Source organism: Carnobacterium sp. ISL-102 (assembly GCF_018612935.1).
Taxonomy (GTDB): domain Bacteria; phylum Bacillota; class Bacilli; order Lactobacillales; family Carnobacteriaceae; genus Carnobacterium_B; species Carnobacterium_B alterfunditum.
The window spans coordinates 20,079-45,440 of sequence record NZ_JAGGRF010000001.1; the positions used below are offsets into that span (position 1 = coordinate 20,079).

General features: G+C 36.9%; 18 protein-coding genes and 1 pseudogene. 1 reads left to right on the plus strand and 18 read right to left on the minus strand.

From position 1 onward, the window contains the following. Positions 1-12 precede the first annotated feature (12 nt). The 12 genes and pseudogenes from J7E16_RS00100 to J7E16_RS00155 all read right to left on the minus strand — a co-directional run bounded on the left by J7E16_RS00100 (position 13) and on the right by J7E16_RS00155 (position 14,137). A complete protein-coding gene (locus tag J7E16_RS00100; protein WP_214887299.1) occupies positions 13-1,230 on the minus strand; it encodes a glycosyltransferase family 4 protein in 1,218 nt (405 codons plus the stop codon). Positions 1,231-1,270: 40 nt separating this feature from the next. Next, the gene (locus tag J7E16_RS00105; RefSeq protein ID WP_502756774.1) at positions 1,271-2,470 is read right to left on the minus strand and encodes a DegT/DnrJ/EryC1/StrS family aminotransferase; all 1,200 of its coding nucleotides are present in this window, start codon (positions 2,468-2,470) and stop codon (positions 1,271-1,273) included. A 47-nt stretch (positions 2,471-2,517) separates the two neighbouring features. Beyond that, positions 2,518-3,261, minus strand: a complete 744-nt coding sequence (locus J7E16_RS00110) for a sugar transferase (protein WP_214887301.1) — start codon at positions 3,259-3,261, stop codon at positions 2,518-2,520. A 318-nt stretch (positions 3,262-3,579) separates the two neighbouring features. Beyond that, positions 3,580-4,548 (minus strand): GNAT family N-acetyltransferase, encoded by a 969-nt coding sequence (locus tag J7E16_RS00115; RefSeq protein ID WP_214887303.1) that lies wholly within the window; start codon positions 4,546-4,548, stop codon positions 3,580-3,582. 545 nt (positions 4,549-5,093) lie between these two features. Then, positions 5,094-6,062 (minus strand): GNAT family N-acetyltransferase, encoded by a 969-nt coding sequence (locus tag J7E16_RS00120; RefSeq protein WP_214887305.1) that lies wholly within the window; start codon positions 6,060-6,062, stop codon positions 5,094-5,096. 729 nt (positions 6,063-6,791) lie between these two features. After that, positions 6,792-7,760 carry a GNAT family N-acetyltransferase gene (locus tag J7E16_RS00125; RefSeq protein WP_214887307.1) on the minus strand — a complete coding sequence of 323 codons (969 nt, stop codon included), beginning with the start codon at positions 7,758-7,760 and terminating at the stop codon, positions 6,792-6,794. 603 nt (positions 7,761-8,363) lie between these two features. Continuing rightward, complete coding sequence (locus tag J7E16_RS00130) at positions 8,364-9,176, minus strand: Cof-type HAD-IIB family hydrolase (protein ID WP_251005988.1); 813 nt, start codon at positions 9,174-9,176, stop codon at positions 8,364-8,366. 51 nt (positions 9,177-9,227) lie between these two features. Continuing rightward, positions 9,228-9,485: a hypothetical protein gene (locus J7E16_RS00135; RefSeq protein WP_214887309.1), complete on the minus strand. Its 258-nt coding sequence runs from the start codon at positions 9,483-9,485 to the stop codon at positions 9,228-9,230. A gap of 165 nt (positions 9,486-9,650) precedes the next feature. Beyond that, on the minus strand, positions 9,651-10,517 hold the full coding sequence (locus J7E16_RS00140; RefSeq protein ID WP_214887311.1) for a MurR/RpiR family transcriptional regulator: 867 nt from the start codon (positions 10,515-10,517) through the stop codon (positions 9,651-9,653). 134 nt (positions 10,518-10,651) lie between these two features. Beyond that, a pseudogene (locus J7E16_RS00145) lies at positions 10,652-12,148 on the minus strand (PTS transporter subunit EIIC). Positions 12,149-12,165: 17 nt separating this feature from the next. Further along, positions 12,166-13,056, minus strand: coding sequence for an N-acetylmuramic acid 6-phosphate etherase (gene murQ, locus J7E16_RS00150; RefSeq protein WP_214887313.1), 891 nt, complete (start codon positions 13,054-13,056; stop codon positions 12,166-12,168). Between the two features lie 4 nt (positions 13,057-13,060). After that, positions 13,061-14,137, minus strand: coding sequence for a DUF871 domain-containing protein (locus J7E16_RS00155; protein ID WP_214887315.1), 1,077 nt, complete (start codon positions 14,135-14,137; stop codon positions 13,061-13,063). Between the two features lie 282 nt (positions 14,138-14,419). On the opposite strand from J7E16_RS00155, the gene J7E16_RS00160 reads away from it, so the two are divergent. Beyond that, positions 14,420-15,043: a histidine phosphatase family protein gene (locus tag J7E16_RS00160; RefSeq protein WP_214887317.1), complete on the plus strand. Its 624-nt coding sequence runs from the start codon at positions 14,420-14,422 to the stop codon at positions 15,041-15,043. 360 nt (positions 15,044-15,403) lie between these two features. Here the strand turns inward: J7E16_RS00160 and J7E16_RS00165 are convergent, their stop codons facing one another. The 6 genes from J7E16_RS00165 to J7E16_RS00190 form a co-directional block, all read right to left on the minus strand. Continuing rightward, positions 15,404-16,024 carry a VanZ family protein gene (locus tag J7E16_RS00165; protein WP_214887319.1) on the minus strand — a complete coding sequence of 207 codons (621 nt, stop codon included), beginning with the start codon at positions 16,022-16,024 and terminating at the stop codon, positions 15,404-15,406. A gap of 1,173 nt (positions 16,025-17,197) precedes the next feature. Then, entirely contained in the window at positions 17,198-17,959 is a 762-nt protein-coding gene (locus tag J7E16_RS00170) for an alpha/beta hydrolase (RefSeq protein WP_251005989.1), read from the minus strand. A gap of 16 nt (positions 17,960-17,975) precedes the next feature. Further along, positions 17,976-18,929, minus strand: coding sequence for a LacI family DNA-binding transcriptional regulator (locus J7E16_RS00175; RefSeq protein WP_214887626.1), 954 nt, complete (start codon positions 18,927-18,929; stop codon positions 17,976-17,978). 74 nt (positions 18,930-19,003) lie between these two features. Further along, entirely contained in the window at positions 19,004-22,336 is a 3,333-nt protein-coding gene (locus J7E16_RS00180; protein ID WP_214887320.1) for a GH36-type glycosyl hydrolase domain-containing protein, read from the minus strand. Between the two features lie 19 nt (positions 22,337-22,355). After that, a complete protein-coding gene (locus J7E16_RS00185) occupies positions 22,356-24,500 on the minus strand; it encodes a glycoside hydrolase family 3 N-terminal domain-containing protein (RefSeq protein WP_214887322.1) in 2,145 nt (714 codons plus the stop codon). A 21-nt stretch (positions 24,501-24,521) separates the two neighbouring features. After that, a complete protein-coding gene (locus J7E16_RS00190; protein ID WP_214887324.1) occupies positions 24,522-25,352 on the minus strand; it encodes a carbohydrate ABC transporter permease in 831 nt (276 codons plus the stop codon). Positions 25,353-25,362: the final 10 nt, after the last annotated feature.

Here is a 25,362-nt window from a genome sequence, read left to right on the forward strand (position 1 = left end):
TTCATATAGAGCTCATTTGATCAGAGCTTTCGCTGCTTTTTTATTGCCAATGAGCGATGGATCTGAAGGATAGTTAACGCTTTGATAAATTTGAGTCATGCGGCTCATAATAGACTGAACAGAATATTTCTCGAGATTCTCTAAACTTTTCAGTCCGAAGGCTTCTCTTAGACTACTAGAATGGTAAAGTGTCTCTACATAACCAGCCAAGCGCTCTTCTTCTTCTATCCCTACTAGATAGCCATTTTCACCAGGATGAACAAGGTCTCGATTTCCTCTGCAATCAGTAGCGATAATTGGCAATCCAGTTCCCATTGCCTCTAAGAGGTTAACCGGCAACCCTTCTCGTTTTGAAGCAGAAATAGCGATATCTGATATACTCATCAGTTGGTCAACGTCATTCCTAAACCCAAGCGAAAACACATTTTTTTCTAAATGAGAATTTTTAATTTGTTGAATGTAACTTTCTCTTAACATACCATCTCCGACCAATAATAATTTGGCCTGTGGTATTGTTTGAACAACTTTCTTCATCATGTTGATAGCTAATTGCTGATTTTTTCCTTTGTTAAGTTCTCCAACATAAATCAACAGAAAATCATCTTTTTTATAGCCCAGTAAGCTTCTTCGCTGGTTTTTCAATTCCGTATCTATCGGCTTAAATTTATTTTCATTGATCCCAACCCCATTGATTTTTTCAATCTTATTGGCTTTAAAATGTTTATTTCGAGTTGCTTGGTAATCTTCTTCATTGATCGTTATTAAACAATCAGTATATCTAGATAACCACTTTTCAATTGGATAATAAATCAGCCAATTTTTCATTGGTGCCCCTTTAAAAAAGTGGAACCCGTGTGCTGTATACACAACTTTGGTATTTTTTTTCCGCGCTTCTCTTGCTGCAAGTCTGGCCAATACTCCTCCAATTGGTGAATGACAATGAATAAACGCATAGTCTTCGTGATCAATGATTTGCTTGATTTCTTTATAAGCTGTGTAATTTATCATTTTGAAAGGATTCCGATCAATAGGTACATCGAATACCAGTACGCCCTTAAATTCTAATTGATTTCTAAAATGATTATTTCGCTCATTTGCTTCTACATTTTCATCTTTAAAATTTGCTAAGACATGGACTTCATATCCTTCTTTTTGTAACAAATCGATATTCGGTATATTGAAGCCTTCTATCATCGGAGCTATCGATGCCAAAATCAATACTTTATCCATAATTGAATCCTCCAAACCGTTTATTTACTTCATCTGATTTTCAAACTTGACCTACTTGTATTTTATTCAACGAAACCTGTACTTTATCAACAGGTGCGAGAATTTTTTTCACCTCTTCAATAACTCTAAATTGATTCTCTTCAGTCAAATTAGAACCGGAAGGAATACAGATGCCCATTGCAAACAGCAATTCAGAAACGGCAGGTGTTCTTTCGTTATGCTTATAAAATTTATTATGTTTAAATAATGGTTGCAGATGAAGAGGTTTCCATAAAAGACGAGTTTCAATGTTTGTTTGGTTCATTCTATCCATAAATTCAAAAGGGGTAACCTTTGTCATAAATGGATCAATCACGAACGTCGTCAACCAGCGGTTAGATCTGGATTCTTTGAGTTCAGGCATAAAATGAACTTCCTCAATTGAACCTAATTCTTTATGGTAGTTGCTAAAAATCTCTCTTCTTCTTTCAACCCGCTTATCTAGGACTTGCAATTGAGCTCTTCCAATTCCAGCTAGTACATTACTCATACGGTAATTGTAGCCAACAAGTGAATGTTGATAATAAGGGGCTATATCTTTTGCTTGAGTAGCCAAGAAGAATGCTTTATCCAACAATTCTTCATCGTCACTAACGATAGCTCCTCCGCCAGAAGTAGTAATGATCTTGTTGCCATTAAATGAAAAAATTCCTATTTTTCCTAATGTTCCACTTTTTTTATTCTTGTATTCTGCTCCTAAAGATTCTGCAGCATCTTCAATAATGGGAACTCCGAACAAATTGGCAATATTCAATAAGGTATCCATATCTGCGCTTTGTCCATAAAGATTTACCACAATGATCGCTTTTGGCAGCTTATTTTCTTTGCTTGCATCAAACAATGCTCTTTCTAATGCTTGCGGCGACATATTCCAACTGCTAGGTTCAGAATCAATAAAGGTTAATTCAGCTCCTAAATATAGTGCTGGATTGGCGCTTGCAATAAAAGTAAAACTTGAACAGAAAACGCTGTCTCCTTTTTTTACTCCCAAACAGGCAAGAGCCAGGTGAATAGCAGCCGTCCCGGAACTCGTTAATGAAGCCCCTTTTTTATTTGTATATTGAGCCAGTTCAAGTTCAAAATTAGTGACATTCGGACCTAAAGGAGCGATCCAATTGGAATCAAATGCCTCCCTGATGTATTTCTGTTCATTTCCAGACATATGTGGTGAAGATAACAAGATTCGGTCTTGGTTCATCATTGAATTTCCTTCTTTCTATCGCTGATTCCCATCAAATTTCGTTTGAATCAGCGATTACTATTTTTTAATTCATTAGACTTAAATTCTCTATTTATCGCTATTGAAATTGATTTCGAAGAAACTATTTTAGTAAATAATGGAGTAACATTACCCAATGACTTCTTTTGTTCCCATTGTTTTTTGCGGTACTCATCAAAAGCAAGGATATACTTATCTTCATTTTCGACGATGTCTGCTTTCATCAATACTTTTTGGATCGTCATAAGGACAATTTTTATATCAAAGAGAAATGAGTATTTTTCAACATATTCCACATCTAAAGCAAATCGGTCTTCCCAACTTAAGTGGTTGCGACCATTTACTTGCGCCCACCCGCTGATTCCCGGCTTCACATTGTGACGACGTAATTCCGTTTTGGTGTAGAAGGGCAAGTAGCAGACAAGCAACGGTCTAGGTCCGATAAAACTCATATCTCCTTTCAAGATATTAATGAGCTGGGGCAATTCATCGAGACTTAGCTTCCGAATAAATTGTCCGATTTTCAACATCCGATCATCATAAGATAATTCTTTACCGTTTATGAGTGTTGGATTTTTCATACTCCGTAATTTATATATATTAAAAATCTCGCTATCTTTTCCTACTCGTTCTTGGATAAATAAAATAGGACCTGTAGGATCTTCTATTTTTATTAAGATTCCTAGAACAATTAGGATAGGGGAAACCATTAGGAACAATGTACCTGCAAAAATCCACTCGATAACTGACTTAACTGAGTAGTAACTTGTCATAATCTTCTCTCCTCGCGTTGTATTTTTACGTTTCTGTAACTTGCATTTCAGAAAGAGAGGTTCAGAAATAAAATCTATTGGAAGTTTATTAATAAAAAATTTATTAGAGGATAAATCAGAGGGATCGTTCTAATGGTGAGATAATAAGATTTAAGGCATTATCACGAGGTCGAAGCACTGGAGGTGTATGTTAGGGGAATAGCTGATAATAAAAAGGAAGTTAATTTTTTTAAATGCTAAAATCTGATTTCTTGCTACTTATCAATCTTTTCATACAATTTATTCATGTACCCGTATAAAGCTAGCCTTACATTTTCTTTAAGTTCTGTACTTTGGAAAGAAGGAAGTTTCTATATCGAAATTACCAAATGTCTTGCGGAGGTCAATTAATTTTTCATAAATAATTGGATCATGTACTTTTTTTCCTACATAAAATAGATGATCCCCATTTCTTGCGTACCCTTTTTTATGAAGGTATATGTTATCTTCTCCTTTATGTCCTCCACCTAAAATATATTTCGTTAATCCTTTGTCTTTTAACCATTGAATAGTCGTTAATTGAACTATGGCTTCTGGATGATAGTCATAATAATCTCGAAGGGTTCCTGCTAAAAATCCAAAGGAGCTTTTATTGCCCAGCAGCACCAGGGCTGTTGAAATAATTTTTTCATCCTTAATCGCATGGATATAGATGAATTGATCTTTCATTGTTTCGTGGATCTGTTCAAAAAATGTTTTATCAAAATAATAATACTCTTCTGCCCCAGTACGTTCCATTGTTGAATAATAAACTTCTAGAAAATCATCAATGTATTCTCCTGTTTCATCTAAAATAATTTTTATGCCATTTTGTGTAGCTGTTTTCGCATTTCGCAAGATATTTGTCCGAATATCTTTAGTTGTAGGTAGATTCAGGTCTCTTACTATATTTTTACCAACCATCATTACATCTCCATAAAAATTATCTCTTACTTGTGTATTTTCAAAAAGGTCAAATCGGATGAATTCAGTGATGATATCATTTGTTTGACAATAATTTGAAAATGCTTCAAAGTATCCTGCTAATAATTTTTCTTCGTCTGTCGTTTCCTGGATAACTGGTCCGCCGTACCCATAAGGTGTTACGATATCAAAAAATACCTTATTTTCAAGATCTAATGGTATTTTTCTTTTAATAAACATATTTTTCACTTTTCCATGTTCATTTTCGAAATTGAAAATTTCTAATTCTCCATCTTCGATTGTTTCGTATAATCTTCCGTAAGGTTCGGTAAAATTAATTTCCATATAAAATTCTCCTTCACATTTTTAATAATTTCTTATAGAAAAGTATCTCAAATAAACCTGCGTTAAACTATTTTTCCTGAAATAATTTGCGGATTAGTTTGAAAATTGATAAAGATAAATATGGTGATAAAAAAACGAAAATGATGATTAAGAGGGGTAAGTAAAAATAGGTAGAATAAATAGGAGGGGCTTGATGTTTTACTTGAAAAATCAATCTAAACTAAAAGTGTGTAAGACGGTCAGAACGACCAAGGATAAAACTGGAGATCTTGCTTAACTGGTGGGAAATAAGTACTAAGTGAAATGTAGAGCGGTTATTAAATTCTACTACACTAATTATTATCCAAATTATAAACAATTAGTATCTTAGAGGACTAACAATTCAAATTTCAAAAAATATTTCATTATCGGTTTGTGAAAAAAATATGAACAAACCCAATGTGAACGTTCGATTGTAAGCCCTTTAATGTTTGCTGATGGTTTAAATCGATTAAATAAATTTTCTATATGAATAGAGTTTAGGGTGAATTACTTTTCTTTTATCTTCAAATTCTGTACTTCGGAAAAAAGGAGGTCTCCATATCAAAATCACCAATTGCCTTGCGGAGTTCAATTAATTTATTATAAGTATTTCGATCATGTACTTTTCTACCCACATAAAATGGATGATCCCCATTTCTCGCATAACCTTTCTTATGATGGTATATGCCGTCTTCTCCTTCATGTCCTCCACCTAAAATATATTTCGTTAACCCTTTTTCTTTTAACCGCTGGATAATCGTTAATTCCACTAAAGCCTCTGGATGATAATTATAATACTCTTCAAGTGTTCCTGCCAAAAAACTAAAAGATCTTTTCTCACCACTTAAAACTAAGGCTGCTGAAATAATCTTTCCGTCTAAAGTAGCAAACACATATAAAAATTGATTTTTCATTGTTTCGTGAATTTGTTCAAAAAAAGCCTTGTCAAAATAATAGTAATCATCCGCTTTATTGCGATCCATCGTTGAATAGTAAACTTTCAAAAAATTATCAATACGCTCTCCAGTTTGGTCTATACTAATTTCCACACCTTCTGATTCAGCCTTCCTGGCATCTTGTAAGATTTTCTTCCGAATATCTTTTTCAATAGATAAATTTAAGTCTCTCACAACGGCATTTCCAACTAATGTTACATCCCCATAAAACTGATCTCTTACTTGTGTATTTTCGAATAGATCAAATCGAATAAATTCAGTAACAATATCATTTGTTTGACAATAATCAGAAAAAGCTTCGAAATATCCTTCCAATAATTTTTCTTTATTCGTCGTCTCTTGAATGACCGGTCCGCCATATCCATAAGGTGTTACGATATCAAATAACACTTTATTTTCTAAATTGAATGGTATTTTCCTTTTAATGAACATATTTTTTACTTTTCCATATTCATTTTTAAAGTTAAAAATTTTTAATTCTCCATCTTCTATTGTTTCATATAATCTACCATAAGGTTCGGTGAAATTAATTTCCATACAGCATTCTCCTTCATATTTTTAATAATTCTCTATAAAAAAGTAGCTTAAATAAACCTATATTAATTATTTTTTTCTAAAACTAACTTACGGCTTGAATAAAAAAATGAATAGATAAGATTAGGTAAATAAACATTATGGACTGATGATTTCGGTGCGTGGGGTAAAAATGGGTGAATTAAATAGGGATCAGGATTTACCACTTAAAAAAGCTAAACTAAAGGTTTGAAAGGCGGTCAGGATGACCAAGGATAAAACTGGGGTCTTGCTTTTAGGAGGAAAATAAGTACTGAGTGAAAGCAGATCGATCAATAAACTCTGCTGTCTTAATTAATAACCAAAGTATAGCAATTAATATTTGAGAGGGCTAACATTTCACATTAAAAAAAACCTTTTGTTATTGGTTTGTGACAAGAATATGTACAACTCTATTGAAAATGCCTACATATAGGCTTTTATAGTTGTACATATTTGTGAAATTATTAGTTTTTTTGATTTTACGTAACCAGGAAAAAGGATCTACGCATTTGAGTTAAATCGATTAAACAAAAATTATAAAAGAATAGTTAATAACAAAGTGTCAGTAAATGATTTGAATACAGTAGTCTGGTAAAAGCTGAACTCGTAATATTAATCACAGTTCATACTGTCAGCATTTGATTCCCTCCTGCTTTCCAATCTTTCCTGCAACTCCTTGATTTAAACGGATAAAGTTAAAATCCTTTTTTTTTAAGTTCTGTACTTTGGAAAAAAGGAAGTTTCCATATCAAAATCACCAACTGTTTTGCGGAGTTCAATCAATTTTTCATAAATAACCGGGTCATGTACTTTTTTGCCTACATAGAACGGATGGTCGCCATTTCTTGCCAAACCTTTTTTATGAAAGTATATCCCGTCTTCTCCTTTATGTCCTCCACCTAGAATATATTTTGTTAATCCTTTATCTTTCAACCATTGAATAATCATTAATTCCATAGAGGCTTCTGGATCATACTTGTAATATTCTTCAAGTGTACCACCTAAAAAAGAGAATGCTCTTTCCTCACCAATTAAAATTAAGGCTGCTGAAATAACTTTCCCCTCCAAAGTAGCAAAGACATATAAAAACTGGTCTTTCATTGTTTCATGGATTTGTTCAAAAAAAGATTTTTTAAAATAATAATAATCATCAGCCTTATTGCGGTCCATTGTTGAATAATACATTTCCAGAAACTCATCAATGCGCTCTCCAGTCTGATCTGTACTCATTTTGACACCCTTTACTTCAGCTGCCCTAGCATTTTGAAATATTTTTTTTCGAACATCTTCTTTTACGGGTAAATTCAAGTCTCTAACGATCGTATTCCCAATCAAAGATACATCCCCATAAAATTGATCCTTTACTTGTATATTTTCAAATAGATCAAATCGAATAAATTCAGTAATGATATTATTCTTTTGACAATAATCGGAAAACGCCTCAAAATATCCTGCAAGTAATTTTTCTTCATTTATCGTTTCTTGAATGACTGGTCCGCCATATCCGTAGGGTGTCACGATATCAAAAAACACCTTGTCTTCTAAATCAAATGGTATTTTTCTTTTAATAAACATATTTTTTACTTTTCCATACTCGTTCTCGAAGTCAAAAATAACCAATTCTCCATCTTCTATTGTTTCGTATAACCTTCCATAAGGTTCAGTGAAATTAATTTCCATAAGGCATTCTCCTTCATATTTTTAATAGATTTCTATAAAAAGGTAACTCAAATAGACTTACGTAAATCATTTTTTTCTAAGGTGATTTACGGCTAAATGTAACAAATGGATCAAGAAAAGTAGGTGAATAAAAGATAATAGACTGTTGGTTACTGTGCACGGGTTAAAAAATGGACACATGAAATAAAAAGGTCAAAATACTCTACTTGAAGAATGCTATACTAAAGGTTTGAAAGGCGGTCAGGATGACCAAGGATAAAACTGAGGGTCTTGCTTTTAAGAGGAAAATAAGTGCCAAATGAAAGCAGATTATTTAATTCTGCTATACTAATGGATACTCAGAGTATAGCAATTAATATTTGAGTGAGCTACTATTCTCCATTATAAAAAATCTTTCGTTATTATTTTGTGACAAGAATATGAACACGCCTATTAACAATGCTTGTCTACATGCTTTTAATGTTATAAATGTATTGATCATAGACCAAACTTCCGCTGATGGACTTCAGTTCTAAAAAATAAAGCTATCTGAAGGAAATCCTTCAAATAGCTTTATTTTAATTTATATTATTGAACTAATTCCTACGATACTAAAACTGATAATTACCTTTTTAGTGCCCATTCATAAATAGCATGTGCAACTCCATCTTCTTGATTTGATCTGGTTACATGTGTCGCTGTTTGCATGATTGAATCTACCGCATTTCCCATAGCTATACTTGTACCAGCCACTTTCATCATATCCAAATCATTTTCTCCATCACCTATAGCCATCACTTCATCCATCGAAAAACCTAATTTTTTAGCTAATCCCGTTAATGCTTCGCCTTTATTGGCTTTTTGAGGCAATAACTCTAAAACGTAAGATAAGCTTCTGATTGGATAAAAATTTTCAGAAATAAAGGACGGCAATGAAGCAGCTAAACGATCGAGTTCTGTTGCTTCAGCCACATACATAGCCTTAAAAACTTTCATTTCTTTAGGGATCTCTTTGATTGGTAGATGCTTAGCTTCCATACCCAATAAATCAACATCATAGTGCATCATTTCAGTCGGTTCACCCGTATAATAGTAATTATTTTCATCAAAATAGGTGAAATTCATTTCAAATGATTTACTTAATTGCTCAGCAGCTACCAAATGGTTGTGGTCTAATTCGTGTGAATACACAATTTCCCATGTCGTCGTTTTTTGAACGACCGTACCATTTAACGAAATAACGTAATCTTCTTCATCTTGAGGCATCTCTAATTCTTTAAGGTATTCATAAACGGCTTGCACAGGTCTTCCCGTACATAAAACAATTTTAATACCCGCATCACTGGCCTCTTTGATAGCTTTTTTCACCTTATTAGTCACTAGGTGATGTTCATTTAATAGTGTTCCGTCCATATCGATTGCAATTAACTTGATCAATTTTGTTCTCCTCCAATTACCAATTCGTTATTAATAGTTGACGCTTCTTTATTAATATTCTACGTATTCATAGTCTACACCATTCAACGTTTGTTTGACCCATTGATTATGGATCACTTCTTTTTTAGGACCGGATAAATTTTCAATCGATTTTTCAATAGCTAAACAAGCTTGATAAAATTGTTGAGCATCCTCTTCTAGTTTAAATTGGAATTCTTGAGCCAACTCTTTCGAGTTTGCATAGTGCAGAACGACTTCTTTTTCATTTATATAAACACTGAAATAAGTTGAAATTATTCGCTTTTTCACTCCAAGTCAACTCCTAGACTGCCTTAATTACCAGACGAATGATTTACCTTTATCATAACACTAATTTAGAGAAATCTGTAGGTTTGTTCCGCATCTTCACTCAAATGAATTGAAAAATAGAATAAAAATCAGACTATGAACAGCCGATTTCCATTCTATTATACCTCACATTTTTGTGTCGAAATTTTGATTGTAGCGTTGGATAGCTGCCTTTGATTTTTCTAAATTAGTTACACTCAACTCATAATATTTAGAAGCATAATCATAAAATAAAATATCGACAGCATACATTTGGGTCAACAATGAAATTGTCGCACCGCTTCTTAATGGAGCTTCATGAGCAAAAGCTGTTTTCAAAGCAATATCCGCTTCAAGACTCAACGTATTTTCTGTATTGCTTGTAAGCGACACTGTTTTTAAACCCAGCTCTTTTGCGATGGTCATTAAGGCTAACACTTCTTTCTTTTCACCACTATTTGAAACACCAAAAAATACCGCACCCTCCGAAGCAACGGCCATTGAGGTGACTAAAAAATGTTGATCAAGAGAACAAATAATTATTTTTCCCATCCGGCTAAACTTTTGCTGGATATCTGAAGCAACAATGTGCGATGCACCTAGACCATATAAATAGATCACTGAACTTTCGTATAACAGTTTCGTTGTGCGCTCGATTTGTTTTGTACTCAGTACATTATTGGTTTCATTAAACAAGTGATTGGTGTTGATCAGCAATTTCTTTTTAACTTGATCCAAGCTTTCGTCTGATTGAATATCGGTGTACAAATTATCTTTGATACCTTGCGAATCGGCCGATAATTGCAGCTTTAATTCGGTAAAGCCTTTTACTCCGATCGACCGGCAAAAGCGAATCACAGCTGCCGAACTGGATCCCGCTTCAGCTGCCAAGTCAGTAGCGCTCATTTTAATAACTGATACTGGGTCTTTAAGGATCGTTTCAGCAATCTTTTTTTCCGATTGCGGCAAGGCAATTATTTTTTCTCTGATAGTTAATAAGACATTATTTTGCATAACCTGCAACCTCCGTATTTTTTAAAGAACAAACTTTTATTTAATTTTAGGTTAAAAAAACATGCGAATCGTTAGACTCACATGCCCCTTCAAATGTTATCGCCATATTGCTAGTTTACAATTTATACCTCTAATTAGCCAACAATACTTTCTGTTACAAACTCTTCTTCTTCATCATAGGTTACTAATTCAGTTGGTTCCATTGCTGCTTTTGGAACACCAAATAGGTAAGTTGCTACGAATCCTCCAGCATAAGCTGCTAATAATCCGACAACGTAACCCCACCATTGACCATTTGCAATCAACGGGATCAAAGCTACTCCGCTTGGCCCAATTGCAGTTGCACCGTTGCCGCCAAATAATCCAATGACAGCTCCACCGATACCTCCGCCGATACAAGCCGTAATGAATGGACGACCTAAAGGCAGTGTGACAGCATAGATCAGTGGTTCGCCAATGCCTAAAATACCAACTGGTAATGACCCTTTGATCATATTTGTTAATTGTTTGTTTTTACGACATTTTACCCAAAGAGCGATCGAAGCTCCCACTTATCCAGCACCAGCCATTGCTAATATTGGCAATAACAGTGTCGTGCCTTGAGAAGCAATCATTTCGATATGGATTGGTGTTAAAATTTGGTGTAAACCGAACATAACCATCGGTAAGAACAATGTGCCTAAAACAAATCCGGCAAATGCTCCACCTACATTTAATACCCAAGTGATTGCTCCAACTAAACTAGTTGAAACAGCACCTGCGACTGGCATGATCAAGAATATTGTGACTAATCCAATCACTAATAGAGAGACGGTCGGTGTTACAATAATATCGATTGAATCTGGAACAATTTTGCGTAAACTTTTTTCTACTAGTGATAAGAGGTATACAGCAAAGATAACGCCGATGATCCCACCTTGTCCTCCAGCCATCGGTGCACCCGTAAAGATATTCGTCAATGGTGCTTCAATATTCATTCCTGGAAGGTATATGATCCCAGCAACGACCCCACCGAGACCTTCTGTGGCACCAAATACTTTGGCTGCATTGATCCCTACGTATACATTCAAGTATAAGAATAAGCCGTTTTTAATGATGTTCAATACAACGACACTATTCTCCCAGTTTGCTCCACTGATGGTTTCAGCAACTAACATATTACCAAAAATAGAAGCGATCCCGCCGATGATTCCAGCTCCTACAAATGCAGGAATCAAAGGAACAAAAATATTTGCAATATCTTTTAAAACACGCTTAAATGGTGTATTGTTTTTCTTTTTCAATTCAGCTTTATTTGCTGCAGCTTTTTTTTCGGCTTCAGAACGGCCAGATACAGTTGCCGCTGATTTACCAGCTGGGATTTTATCGCCTAAACGAACGCCCGCCATAGCGACCATTTGATTCGCAACTTTATTTACAGTCCCCGGTCCAACGACCACTTGCAAGGTATCATCTTCTACGATACCCATCACACCGTCAATTTTTTTCAGTCCATCAAGATCCACTTTAGCATTGTCTTTGATATCCATCCGAACGCGTGTCATGCAGTGAATAACTGAATCGACGTTCCCCATACCCCCAACTTGCTCATAAATCTGTCTAGCTATACGCTGTTCTTTAGTTTCGGCCATTTTTTTATCCTCCTAGTTTAGGCTAAGGTTTCGCGAATGAACCCTTTAGCTGTTGTTAATTTTTGTGCTGCTGTTGTTTTATCTGAGTCCGTTAGAATCATAACGATGGCTAATTTCACTTGCTGATCTGCTGCTTCAAATGCTTCGCCAGCTTTTTCATACGTACATTCTGTCGCTTGCATGATGATGCGTTTTGAGCGTTCTTCTAATTTTTTATTAGACGGATTTACATCTACCATTAGGTTTTGGTAAACTTTGCCAGAACCGATCATTGCCCCTGTTGACAACATATTTAAAATCAGTTTTTGAGCTGTACCTGCTTTTAATCTTGTAGAACCCGTTAAGATTTCAGGGCCGGCATCTACTTCGATCGGCATTTGGGCAAATCGGCTGATTTCAGCATTCTTATTACATGAAATCGTAGCGGTTTTTGCTCCGACACTAGCTGCGTATTCTAATCCACCGATTACATATGGTGTACGTCCGCTTGCTGCAATCCCTACGACAACGTCTGTATCATTTAACTGGATAGCTTTCAGATCTTCTGCACCAAGTGTTTTTGAATCTTCCGCTCCTTCAACAGCAATCGTCATTGCCTTCATTCCGCCAGCAATCAATCCTTGGACCATGCTCGGATCTACGCTAAAGGTCGGCACACATTCAGCTGCATCTAAAACGCCTAATCTTCCGCTTGTCCCAGCACCCATGTAAATCAATCGCCCACCTTGACTGAATGATTCAGTAATAGCTTCGACTACATTCGTGATCATTGGCAATACTTCTTCAACAGCTACAGCTACTTTTTGATCTTCTTGGTTCATTAACGTCATGACTTCGCTTGTTGAGAGCTCATCTAAATTCATTGTTTGCGTGTTTCTTGTTTCGGTCGTTAATTTAGCTAAATTCATTTCCTTAACCTCTTTCATTGTCTTGTATCGGTTGAAGTTCAAATAATTGACCTTCTTTGCACCAGTCGATTAATTGGATGTCCTCTGGGATAACGTGTGCCACAATATTTACCTTTTCATCGTTGAATAATGGTCGCTTGACCACCTGGATTTCTCCCATATATCGTCCATATAATTTGTTATCTAGTGTGATGCTTCCTTTTACTCGATCATCCGTGTGTTGTGGTTCAATTGTCGCAATAGTTCTAAAGCGCGCATCGGCACTTCGAATCACATCTCTTGCTGCATCCCAACGATTTTGATGCTTTCCAACAATGACGGATAAATGGTTTGTTTCAGGGACTTCTTTAATTGCGAATAATAGCGTTTTCTTTTTAATATAATAAAAAAATTGCTGTTTTGTTCTTTCATCGATTGTGGGATCGCCAATATAAATATCATTGACTGCACATTCTTCTAACAACTCGATCGTACTAGCTAAAGGATGCATTCCGCGATGCTTTTCTAACGTTGGCAACTGGCAAAACAACGGCCCTCTCAACTTTTCATTTCCTGGGACAAATGCCATCACATTGAATCCTAGTGCTTTTAACCATTGATTTTTACGGATAAACAGCCTTTTTTCTAAGCCCGTTTCTGGACGCGGATAATAATTATGCCACACTTCCATTTTATCAAAATCTGCGTTATATTTCTTCAACTCTTCAACATCTTCTTGAGTGATCGTACTAGCATTAATAGCAACCGTCATTGACCGGCTTACCTGAGCACTGATCTGGTTCGTGATGCCGTAATCCATTCTTAAACCTGTGATCCCAATCGCCAACATTTCCTCAGGTCGGTCAAATGAAAAACCGATTTTCTTCAAGGCTTCCCCTGAAATATCGACCATCAATCGCATGCCTAATGCTTTAGTCCATTGCCCTAAAGTCTTTAACCGTTTTACGTATTGAGACGTATCTTCTTCTGGAATATGCAACGATGAAAATACACCTTCAAAACCGCTGTCTTTCATCGCTTGCAGATAGTCTTTTGTCTCAATGGTTAACTCATCTCCAAGAAAGACAGATACACCAAACATTGCACCACTCCTTTGAAATCGTTTTACTAACTGAATCAATCATAACATTTTAAAATAAAATTTCAATAACTTTTCCTCATTTTCATAAAATTAGACCACCTAGCATTAAAACACCTTTTAACCCATACAATATCTGATTAACGGAATGTATACCTTTACATTCGAGTTCCATTTCACAGGTTATTTTTTTAATTTATGCTTGAATAATTGTTTTTATCCTTTCTTTTTTTAGCAACTCGTTTATGTTAAACTGAAATTATATTTCAACATAGGAGGACGATTATGCAACGACTATTTTTTATCCGTCATGGAATGACCGAATACAATTTAGCGGCTCGGATCCAGGGTGGGAGTATTGATTCTCCCTTATTGCCGCAAAGTTTAGAAGATGCTAAGAAAACGGGCCAGCATTTTAACGATCATGGATTTGAACATATTTTCGCTAGCCCTCAAGAACGGGCGGTCGAAACCGCTCGTCTGATCACTTCACAATTTGATCAAGCATTCACTATGCATTACACAGATGATATCAAGGAATTTGGCTATGGCTCACGGGAAGGAACCTTTACGACTGATTGGCGTGAAACATCACCTGACTCATTTTATAATTTGCGTAATCGGCCAGATCGGTATGATCCTAGTGACTTTGATGGAGAAACGTACCCAGAGTTGATTGCTCGAGGAAGCGAAGCGATCCATCGCGCTATTGAACAATTTCCTGATACTGATTTATTGTTTGTTGGACACAGCATCATCTGGACAATGACGCTTTTATCACTGATCGGAATGGATCTGAAAGATCTTCGTTCCCAAGAACCTCTAGCAAATACGAGTATTTCTGAACTAGGTTACGCTGATGGGAAATTCACCTTGACTGCTTGGAACCAGATCGGTCATTTGCAATAAATTATTAACAGTCTCATAATTGATTGTTTAATTAAGTGTGTTGGTGTTCTAAAAGAAATTTCTTGTGGAATAACGGGTTTGCTTGTGGAGAGCCATGGAAGCGCCTGAAGCCTTTGGTCTTCCAGGCTTTCAAGCCTCAAATAAAGCTTAATCGCTAAAGCGTTAAAGCTTTGTAATTCGCATTGAATTCTTTACATGGCTACAAGCAACCCTATTCCGCCTGAAATTTCAATTGAGTAGTCAAACGAATCTATTAACATCAAAAAATTTAGTTTGTTATACCACTATTTTTATCAGGCAACGTAAAAAAAGAAGCTGTGCGATTTTTGCACAGCTTCTTTCTTACGATTGATTCATCTTTCAATTTGTTTCTAGCAGTTTATTTTTTGCTCTTAGCGACAACAATTTGACTGATAAGGTGTGTAAAGCTATACCTAACCCCGCGCCCCAACTGTCAATAACCACATCACTTAATTGGCCGCCTCTTCCCGGAACCAATAATTGATGGGTCTCATCTGAAAAAGCATACCCAATACAAATCAGCAACCCGATCCCTATCGCTTTGACTCCCTTGATACCACTACTTTTCAAGGCGTATTTCACTAAAACACCTAAAATGAGATAAATAAAGAAATGAGCATTTTTTCGGATAAAATGATGTAAATCTGGCGGAACTAATGCTTGCCGTACCCCAATCGATAATAGATAAAGCAGATAAGCTGTGATAAGAATAAGCATGAATTCTTTTATCCCAATGGTCACGCCGCGTTTTTTTAATTTTATGATTACAAATCCTGCTAAACCGATCATGATGATCACTTGACTGATTTTTATCGCTTGGATACTGATTCCTAAAACGGTATAACTCAAATTCCAGGATTGTTGTTGAACTTGCTGTGAGAAATAAAAAATCAAAGTCATCCATAACAACACGAGTAACCAAGACCATCCTTTTGCTAATTTTTTATTTTTACCATTCATTTTACATATCCCCTATATCCGGCATCTAGTTTAATCTTTTCATTTGTGTTTGATCTGATTTTTCTAGTATACCGATAAGACCTGGGCGATTCAAATAAAACTCATTTATGGGTGATAGGAATATGAACCACCTAAAAGAAAAGGGTCTATACTTTTTAGAGTTGATAAATTCATTAAATTTCTCACCTAAAATTTATTTGAAAATAACTAGGATATGTTTGAAAACTAATAAAAGGGTTTCGATTTTTGGGCTAACTGGGGAAAATAGGGGTGATTAAAATGACTACTGAACAACCAGAGCGATTTAATGAATCATGGAATTAAATAAATAAATCCTCTATTTTGAAGTTACTCTAATTAACGCTCGTTACGGCTACCCAAATAAAAAATCGAATCTCAGTTACTCGAACTAGCACTTGTTGCAGATACTCAAATAAAAAATCGACTCTCAGTTACTCGAACTAGCGCTCGTTGCGGCTACTCAAATGAAAAATCGACTCTCAGTTACTCGAACTAACGCTCGTTGCGGCTACTCAAATAAAAAATCGACTCTCAGTTACTCGAACTAGCGCTTGTTACGGCTACTCAAATAAAAAATCGACTCTCAGTTACTCGAACTAACGCTCGTTGCAGATACTCAAATGAAAATCGACCTTGAGTTACTCGAACTAGCGCTCGTTGCGGCTACTCAAATGAAAAATCGACTCTCAGTTACTCTAATTAACGCTTGTTACGGCTACTCAAATAAAAAATCGACTCTCAGTTAATCGAACTAGCGCTCGTTACGGCTACTCAAATTAAAATCGACTCTCAGTTAATCGAACTAGCGCTCGTTACGGCTACTCAAATTAAAATCAACTTTGAGTTAATCGAACTAACGCTCGTTGCAGATACTCAAATGAAAATCAACTTTGAGTTAATCGAACTAACGCTCGTTGCGGCTACTCAAATGAAAAATCGACCTTGAGTTAATCGAACTAACGCTCGTTGCAGATACTCGCCTCTTAACAAGATAGTTTTAAAACACACACTACAAACTATTCCAGAAGAAATTTTTTTGAAGCATCCCCACCATTTGACGTAGAACGAAAAAAGTTGAGAATAGCATATAAAAATAGACTCTATAAAGGTCTCTTTTTTAGAGTTCACTTTATAGGGTCCATATTATTCAACTCAACTTCTTTTTTTATGGATATTTTTTTGGATCCATTTTAATACCACTTGTATTTCTTGATCCCAGAATGCCCAATCATGGTCTCCTGGATTTTCAAGATACGTATAATCACTAGCTATCGTTTGAAGATGCTTTTTAAATTTCAAATTATCTGCATAAAGGAAATCTTCCATACCGCAAATTTGTAAAAATGATGGTTGAACTGTTTTCTCTTTTAATTGTTCTAGCAATGCATACAAGTCATTTTCTGACCCTTTTAAGGACTCTTTTGATTCAAATATGGCTGTGAAAAGCTTATCTCTGTCTGGATCCTCTTGCCATATTCGATAAGGATCTACAGCAGCTGACAAAGCAGCAACACCTGCTACTTGGTCTGGATGAGACAGTCCCCACTTCAATGCTCCATACCCACCCATCGATAAACCTGCAACAAATGTCTCCTCGCGTTTGTGAGAAATATTAAATACATTTTTCATTTTTTGAGGGAACTCTTTCGTTAAGAAGCTCCAATAATTAGCCCCCATATGCATATCTGTATAGTAACTTAAATGAACTTGCGGCATAAAAATGGCTATATTGTACTGCGCGGCATAGCGCACTAACGATGAATTATAAAGCCAACTGGAATCATCGTCTGATGATCCATGCAATAGATACAAAACAGGATATGGTCCTGTTTGCTCCTCAGGCAAAATAGCTTTATACGAAATCGTGAAGCCTAGTTCTGAAGAATTGATTTGACCAGAAATAACACTCATCATTATTCCCCCCAACAGTTTAGTAAGATTGGCTCTTCACCAACGTTGTTTTAAGCACTTTGTTTTCGACTGGTTCTTCTTTGATCAGATCGATCAATGATTGAGCCGCAATAGAACCCCATTTGTGCTTAGAATACGCGATACTTGCTAATCTTGGTTCCATGTAATTGCTGACTAGTAAGTTGTCGAAACCAATTACCCGGATATCTTTTCCAATTTTCAACTCAGTATTCTTAAAGTAATTATACATTCCAATAGCCATCTCATCATTAAAAGAAAATACAGCAACCGTTTCAGTCCATTTTTCATGGATCATTTTCCCAATTTTTTGTCCGGATGCTTCTGAAAAATCACCTTCGATAACTTCATAGGACTGGTCATTTTCAGTCAACTTCTCGATTGCAGCTTTCAAACGCTCACGGCTATCAAATGAATCAGGTGGACCAGTGATCAAATAGACTAAAAATACCGGCTTTTCCAAAAGAGCTTCAATTGCCGTTTCAGCTCCAAGTCGATTATCGACCAATATTCTGCGGATATTTTCATGTTCGATTTTACGATCCATTACCACGATCTTATGTCCTCGATCAGCGTAATCGATCAGCTCATTATCTGAAAAACCAGCATCTAGGATGATCGCACCATCGATCATTCGTTCTGGTAGAAACAAATGCGAACGACCTCCTGAGCAAACGATCATGTCATAGTTATTTTCTTTTGCGGTACCCATGATTCCTTCCAGTAAGTCACCATAAAAAGTACCCCCATATGTCGCTAGGTAAACTCCAATGATGTTCGTCTCTTTTTTACGAAGATTTCGACCAGCTCTATTTGGAATGTAATTTAAGTCATCCGCAATTTTCACGATTCTTGCACGTGTTTCTTCGGTTACCTTAGTACTCCCATTTAAAGCATATGATACGGTCGAGATGGAAACATGTGCTTCTTTTGCGATATCCTTTATTCCTACCATTTTATTTTCCAACTCTCTAACCTTCATTTTTTAATAAAATCAATTAGTTCATTAAAAAACGACTTCATCTTTTATCAAAGGTAAATATCGATCCGGTTATTCTCGGCTTTCAACCGTTTTTCAACTTCGGCTTTCAAAACGATAAATCCTCCAGAACGGTACCGATTTGAGTGATCAACTTTTGCAACTTTTTCTTGATTGATTTCTAAATGCGGCTCTTCACTATTTAGGTGATAATAAAATTTTATCGGTTTATTATAAAGTTCAAACTCAAATACTAAGCCGTTTAATGAATCAGGCAGCACAGGATCGATGGTCAGTTCAGTTGCCGTTGCACGGATCCCTAGAATATTTGTGATCAATTGATTCATGTAGATCCCCGGGCCGCTTGAATAAATACGCCAACCGCCCTTAACATCTACCGTCCCATCTTTTAGCTTACTAAAGTTTTCAGCCGCTTCATACCGCGTCTTGAAAGCTCCATCTGAACTACTGAAATAAGCATTGCTTTGACGTCGTTGTGCATTAGGAACAACGGTTTTGATATTGATTGGGTTCACGATCTCTAATGCGTGCCATGCTTCATCTCGTTTGCCGATTTTAGCCATAGCTTCAGCAAACCGGATGTGAGCATGCACATATTGCAGCCCTACTTCACGGCCAAAGTTTGCCGCTTGTTCGGCCCGTTTGAAATAGGTACTGACCCCTCCATCATAGCGTGCAGGTTCACTCATAAGACGTACACCATCTGGGTGGCTCAATTCATTTTTGATCACTTGATAATGCTGTTCTGCCTCTTCTGGGCTGAACAGTTCAGCGATCATCGATTGCTGCATAGGCAACAATCGATAAGCAATACCGGTTCGGGTGTCCGTTGGATGGATCATCAGTTCGACTTTATCCGGTTCTTCCATAAATACAAAACCCGGGATCACATCCGTTGAAAGCATATATTTTTTATAATCTGCTTCAAGATTTTGATACATCTCTTTCAGTTTATTAGAAAATACTGGATCGTATGAATTTAGAACAGTTGCTAATTGCTTTAATGATTGATACATCAAGGCTACTGTCCAGCTGCTTGCCATATGACTCTTCAAACGAGAGTCGTATGGTTGCAAGGTGTCGTCCCAATCGCCATCACCGTAACCAGGTAGATTCGTGCCCTCTAATAAATGCTGTTTAATATAATCGATAGCTTTAACGATATGTTCAAATACCGTAGCAGCCTGCTCGGTCTTATCACATGTTTCGCGGTCTGTATAAACGATCGCTTCGTCTAAAAATGCATGATCATTTGAAGCCTTTAGATAATCGCCTATCACTTTAAGCGGCCAGACAATGACATCACCATGACTTTCTTTAGCTTTCAAATGGGTGTACCGATCAAACATAAACCATTGCGGCCAGTTTCCATCATCCGCAAATTGGTTCGCAAACACGACCCGCAATATTGCTTTGATGCTGCTATAATTTTGTGTTGCCATGAAATATTCTGTCGGGCCTTGCATCACATCTCTCGTACCCCAAGCTGCTCCACCATATTGCTCTAATCCATGAGGCATCAAGTAGTGGACCAGCATATTGTGGGTGTACCACCAAGCAAGTAGATTCACCCGGTCTAATGACTTGTCGTTTTTAGAATCGATCGATAATGCGAACCCATTCATCACTTGTTTAAAATGGCGATTGTATTTTTTGACTTCATCAGGAAATGAGCGCTTCACAAATGCGCTTTTCTCATCCTCTAAATGGCCTTGGATAGCGATTGTGAAATGGTCTGTTTTAGCCATTTTCAATACCACTAGCGGACTATCTGAAGAAGAACTGTTCTCTAAGAAAAACTGTTCATCGGTAAGAGCGAAGTCTGCACCATCAATCGTCATTGTATAGCTTAGTTCTGGATAAAAATCGAACATGGTCGATTCCTTTTCTGAACGAAATTCAAGTTGATTTTTTTGTTTAGACAGTGAATAAGGCACTCTATTTTCGATTTCATTCATGATCACTTGGTTGGTCACAACAAAACGATACGTTTTGTTGTTTTCGCTCTCTACTTCTAGAAAGAGTTCAGGCCCATCGATCGTCGTATAATTTTTGATTTTTAACACATCATCTTGTATTTTATAATACCATATCGCATAATTAAATCCCATTTCAAATGCACTTGGCATCGTTAGAAGATGATAGATTCCATCTAATTCGACATACAGCCTTTGTCCAGCCGTTTTAGGAATATTCAAGTCATTCCGCACATTGCTGATAAATTTATTGTTCGATGTATTTCCCATAACCACCTGCGAATTAAAAATACCATACATATAAGCGGTGGTTGTCAAAATCGTTTCATCGATGGTCAGTTGAGCACCACTCAACAAAATATGTCCATGAGGTCGTTCCATTAACTGTTCTTTTTCTTGTAACACGACATGGGCTTTCTTAGCAGTGAAAAAAGATAACAAGGTTTCCCCTTCGTATTCTTCTTCCACTCGTTTTGGAAAATAGCTTTCAACTTCTGTTTTGGTGAAAGTTTGTGTTTTTAAAGACTCACCGATCACAGCCGCTTTTTTCACCATCGCAACATCTGTAAATGCATCCTTTGTTTGGATCGTCTCTTCCCAAAGTTGCTGGATCGTTTTTAATGCGACTGGTTTTGTGATGGCTTCTGGATGATCAAAGGCTGTATAGCCATAAAACACTATGGTGTACTTGCCGTTTAATGCTATTTGTTCAGATTGTAACGCGCTATAGGCCATTTCATATTGATAGATTTCATTTTCTAAATGGTCTTGGGTCAATACAGCTGGTTCATTGGTCTTTTTATAACTTTTTCCAAAAAATTGGAAACCATCTGTTGAATACCCTACTGTTTTACTCAATGCGCCTTGTTGCAAATACGGATGATTCCCCTTGCTTTGCGGTTGATTCTGGCGGCTGCAAATAGTGTATCCATTCGCTTCTGTTTCGACTACCACGTGATCCAGGTACTGGGAGTTGTAAGATTCATTTGACTGGACCGTCCCTTTGTCTGCTAGACCAATATCTTGACCATAGACAATATCGATGGTGACGTCTTGTCCCTCTACTTCAACATTCCAAAACCAGGCCTGATTCGTTAACAAGAATGTGACGCTATATGCAATGTCTTCCCATACGCCCGTCCAACGAAACTTATTTTTAGATTGAGCGAACTTACTGGTCGATTGCAGTCCGATCAATGGCGTGTAAGAAACTTTACCTGCTTCAAATTTTCGCAGATAAAGATTCATAATGGAGGAATCGATAGCTCCAAGATTTAGCTGGTTCAACATGGTCCCGTTTGAATTTAATTCAAATAGATCACCGCTCATTTTAAATTGAGCGGTCATTTCGCTTTCAGTTATACTGATCAATTGATTTATCGTCATATTTACCCCTCGTCTTTTCCTATTTAGTGATCAATCTAATGGTTTCACTTTGGACAGTCTCACTATCAGAACCCACCATAATTTTGAATGTCCCGTTATCAGCAGCAAACGTCAAGTCTGGGTGCACATAAGCTAACGCCTCAGCTGTTAACGTAAAAGTCACTTCTTTTTGGGCTTGGGGTTCCAACGTGATTTTTTCAACTCTTTTCAACTCTTTTACCGGTCTGACAACTTTTGCGACTTCATCTTGAATATACAATTGGACAATCTCAGCTCCCGCAACTTTCCCTTCATTTTTCACGGTAACACTCACCGTGACAGTTTCATCTTTAGTAACGGTAGTGTGCGAAAAGTTTAGAGCTGAATATGAAAACTTGGTGTAGCTTAAGCCGAAACCAAATGGAAATAAAGGTGTGTTCTCGACATCTAAATATTTAGATAAGTATTTTTCAGTTTTATTAGTTTCATTTATCGGTCTACCAGTTTTGTCTTGATTGTAGTACATCGGAACTTGTCCAATCGTTCTTGGAAAAGACATCGTCAATTTCCCAGAAGGATTCACTGCTCCAAATAGCACATTTGCTAAAGCTGCTCCCCCTTCTGAACCTGGGAACCAAGCTTCTACTAAACCATCTACTTCCTCAACAATAGCGGATAGATCCAAAGGACGTCCGTTAAATAAAGTCGCTACAACGGGTTTAGCTGCTCTGCGAACAGCTTTCACTAATTCGAGTTGATTGCCTGGTAAAGTAAGGCTTGTTCGACTAGCTGCCTCACCACTCATTTCAGATGTTTCGCCAAGCGCGAGTACGATCACATCTACATCCGCTAATTTTTCATTAGCCGACTGATCTAGCATATCCGCTTCTGCTATTACAACTAACTGTTCGGCAGACACATGTTGCAGTATTCCTTCATAAAGCGAAGGTGTTTGGGCTGTATCACCTTTCCAAGACCATGACCCCAGTAAATCATGGGTTTGACTGTTTGGTCCGATCAAGGCAATTTTCAGATCATTTCTCAAAGGTAGAACGTGTTCATTTTTTAGCAATACGATCGATTGTTCTGCACTTATTCGGGCAGCTTCACGGTTTTGATGACTAAAAATTTCCTGTGCTTCTTTTTGGGCATCTGCTCCACGGTATGGATTTTCAAAAAGACCTAAGTCATTTTTCAACTCTAAAATACGTAAAACAGCCATATTTAATTTGGTTTCATCCAATGTACCGCTTTCGATCAAACCTTTCAGCTCACTTGAATAAGCCGCTGACATCATTTCGATATCGACTCCAGCTTCGAAAGCTAACGTTCCGGCTTCTTTCAAATTTTCGGCAACGCCATGGGCAATCAATTCGCCAATCGCGCCCCAGTCTGAAATGAGAACACCATCGAATCCCATTTCTTTACGCAACACTTCATTCATCAACCAGCTATTACCCGTAGCCGGTATGCCGTCTACAGTATTGAAAGCTGTCATCACTAAACGACTGCCTTCATCAATAGCTGCTTTGTACGCGGGTAAATAATTTTCACGCAATTGTCGTTCCGACATATTGACGGTGTTGTATTCTCTGCCAGCGATCGGTGCTCCATAAGCCGCAAAATGTTTCACACATGCAGCTAGTTTAGTCACATCCTTTTTAAGGTTTGGACCTTGATAGCCTCGTACAAAAGCTCGTGCCATTTGTTGGTTTAAATAAGCATCTTCGCCAGTCGATTCCATCACTCTGCCCCATCTTGCATCGCGGACTAAATCGACCATTGGGGAAAAAGTCACATGCAAGCCTGCAACTGCTGCTTCTTTTGCTGCGATCGCAGCCGTTTGTTCCACTAATTTGGGATCCCAAGAACTGGCTAAGCCTAGAGGTATTGGGAAGATAGTCCGGTACCCGTGTACAATATCGGCCATAAACAATAAAGGTATGCCTAATCGGCTGGATTCTAAATGTGACCGTTGGATCTCTTTTACTTGGTTCGCTCCTGAAATCCCAAGAACCGACCCAACTGTCTTCATTTTTTCGGTTGTCAAATACATCTCGTTCATTGGACCTGTAATTTCATTTTCTGTTGTATTGAAGAAATCGGATGATAACTGGATCATTTGACCGATTTTTTCTTCAACCGTCATTTGATTTACAAGTTCTTTTAATTTTGTCGATTCCATAATATCCTCCTTACAATAAGATTATTTCAAGCCTGATACGTTGAAGCCTTGTAAAATATATTTTTGGAATGTTAAGAAGATAATAATGATCGGAACAACCATGAAAGTTGAACCAGCCATTTGTAAAGCGAAGTTATTGCTGTATTGACCTTTTAGCAAGTTTAACCCAACTGAAAGGGTATAATACTTTTCATCGTTCGCAATGATCAAAGGCCACATGAATGAATTCCAGCCAGCAATAAACGTTAAGATCCCTTGTACAGCTAAAATAGGTTTGGATAAAGGTAAGATGATGCGCGTGAAAATGTACAATTCGCTAGCTCCATCTAAACGTGCTGCTTCTAATAGTTCATCAGAAATGGTAGTCATAAATTGACGGAATAGAAAAATCCCATAGGCTCCCACTAATCCTGGTAAAACGATCCCAGCCAAAGTGTTCGTCAATCCCATCTTGTTTAAAATCAAATAAACAGGGATCATCGTTACTTGTCCAGGAATCATCATTGTTGCCAATATCATGATGAAAAGGCTTTTTTTGCCTTTGAAGCGGTATTTGGCAAAGCCATATCCGGCCATAGCATTTAAAAACATTCCCCCGAAGGAGAAAGCTGTGATGATCAATGTATTTTTTAAATAAACACCAAAATTCATTTTTTGGAATAAATCAATAAAATTTTGAACGGTCCATTCTTTAGGTATCAACCCTGATTCCATCGAAACAATTTCAGCATTTGTTTTAAATGCCGAAAGCATCATCCAAATAAATGGCATAACGGCAATGATTCCTCCGATAGCCAAAATAATGCCTACGATCCATTTATTTATTTTTTGCGTATTCTTATACGAATTCATACGTCCTGTT

Coding starts and splice junctions, on each gene's coding strand:
- J7E16_RS00175 (WP_214887626.1), bottom strand. CDS start 18,929: ATGGTAGGAATAAAGGATATCGCAAAAGAAGCACATGTTTCCATCTCG.
- J7E16_RS00115 (WP_214887303.1), bottom strand. CDS start 4,548: ATGGAAATTAATTTTACCGAACCTTACGGAAGATTATACGAAACAATC.
- J7E16_RS00100 (WP_214887299.1), bottom strand. CDS start 1,230: ATGGATAAAGTATTGATTTTGGCATCGATAGCTCCGATGATAGAAGGC.
- J7E16_RS00185 (WP_214887322.1), bottom strand. CDS start 24,500: ATGGAATCGACAAAATTAAAAGAACTTGTAAATCAAATGACGGTTGAA.
- J7E16_RS00105 (WP_502756774.1), bottom strand. CDS start 2,470: ATGATGAACCAAGACCGAATCTTGTTATCTTCACCACATATGTCTGGA.
- J7E16_RS00120 (WP_214887305.1), bottom strand. CDS start 6,062: ATGGAAATTAATTTCACCGAACCTTATGGTAGATTATATGAAACAATA.
- J7E16_RS00160 (WP_214887317.1), top strand. CDS start 14,420: ATGCAACGACTATTTTTTATCCGTCATGGAATGACCGAATACAATTTA.
- murQ (WP_214887313.1), bottom strand. CDS start 13,056: ATGAATTTAGCTAAATTAACGACCGAAACAAGAAACACGCAAACAATG.
- J7E16_RS00125 (WP_214887307.1), bottom strand. CDS start 7,760: ATGGAAATTAATTTCACTGAACCTTATGGAAGGTTATACGAAACAATA.
- J7E16_RS00155 (WP_214887315.1), bottom strand. CDS start 14,137: ATGTTTGGTGTATCTGTCTTTCTTGGAGATGAGTTAACCATTGAGACA.
- J7E16_RS00165 (WP_214887319.1), bottom strand. CDS start 16,024: ATGAATGGTAAAAATAAAAAATTAGCAAAAGGATGGTCTTGGTTACTC.
- J7E16_RS00190 (WP_214887324.1), bottom strand. CDS start 25,352: ATGAATTCGTATAAGAATACGCAAAAAATAAATAAATGGATCGTAGGC.
- J7E16_RS00140 (WP_214887311.1), bottom strand. CDS start 10,517: ATGCAAAATAATGTCTTATTAACTATCAGAGAAAAAATAATTGCCTTG.
- J7E16_RS00110 (WP_214887301.1), bottom strand. CDS start 3,261: ATGACAAGTTACTACTCAGTTAAGTCAGTTATCGAGTGGATTTTTGCA.
- J7E16_RS00180 (WP_214887320.1), bottom strand. CDS start 22,336: ATGACGATAAATCAATTGATCAGTATAACTGAAAGCGAAATGACCGCT.
- J7E16_RS00170 (WP_251005989.1), bottom strand. CDS start 17,959: ATGATGAGTGTTATTTCTGGTCAAATCAATTCTTCAGAACTAGGCTTC.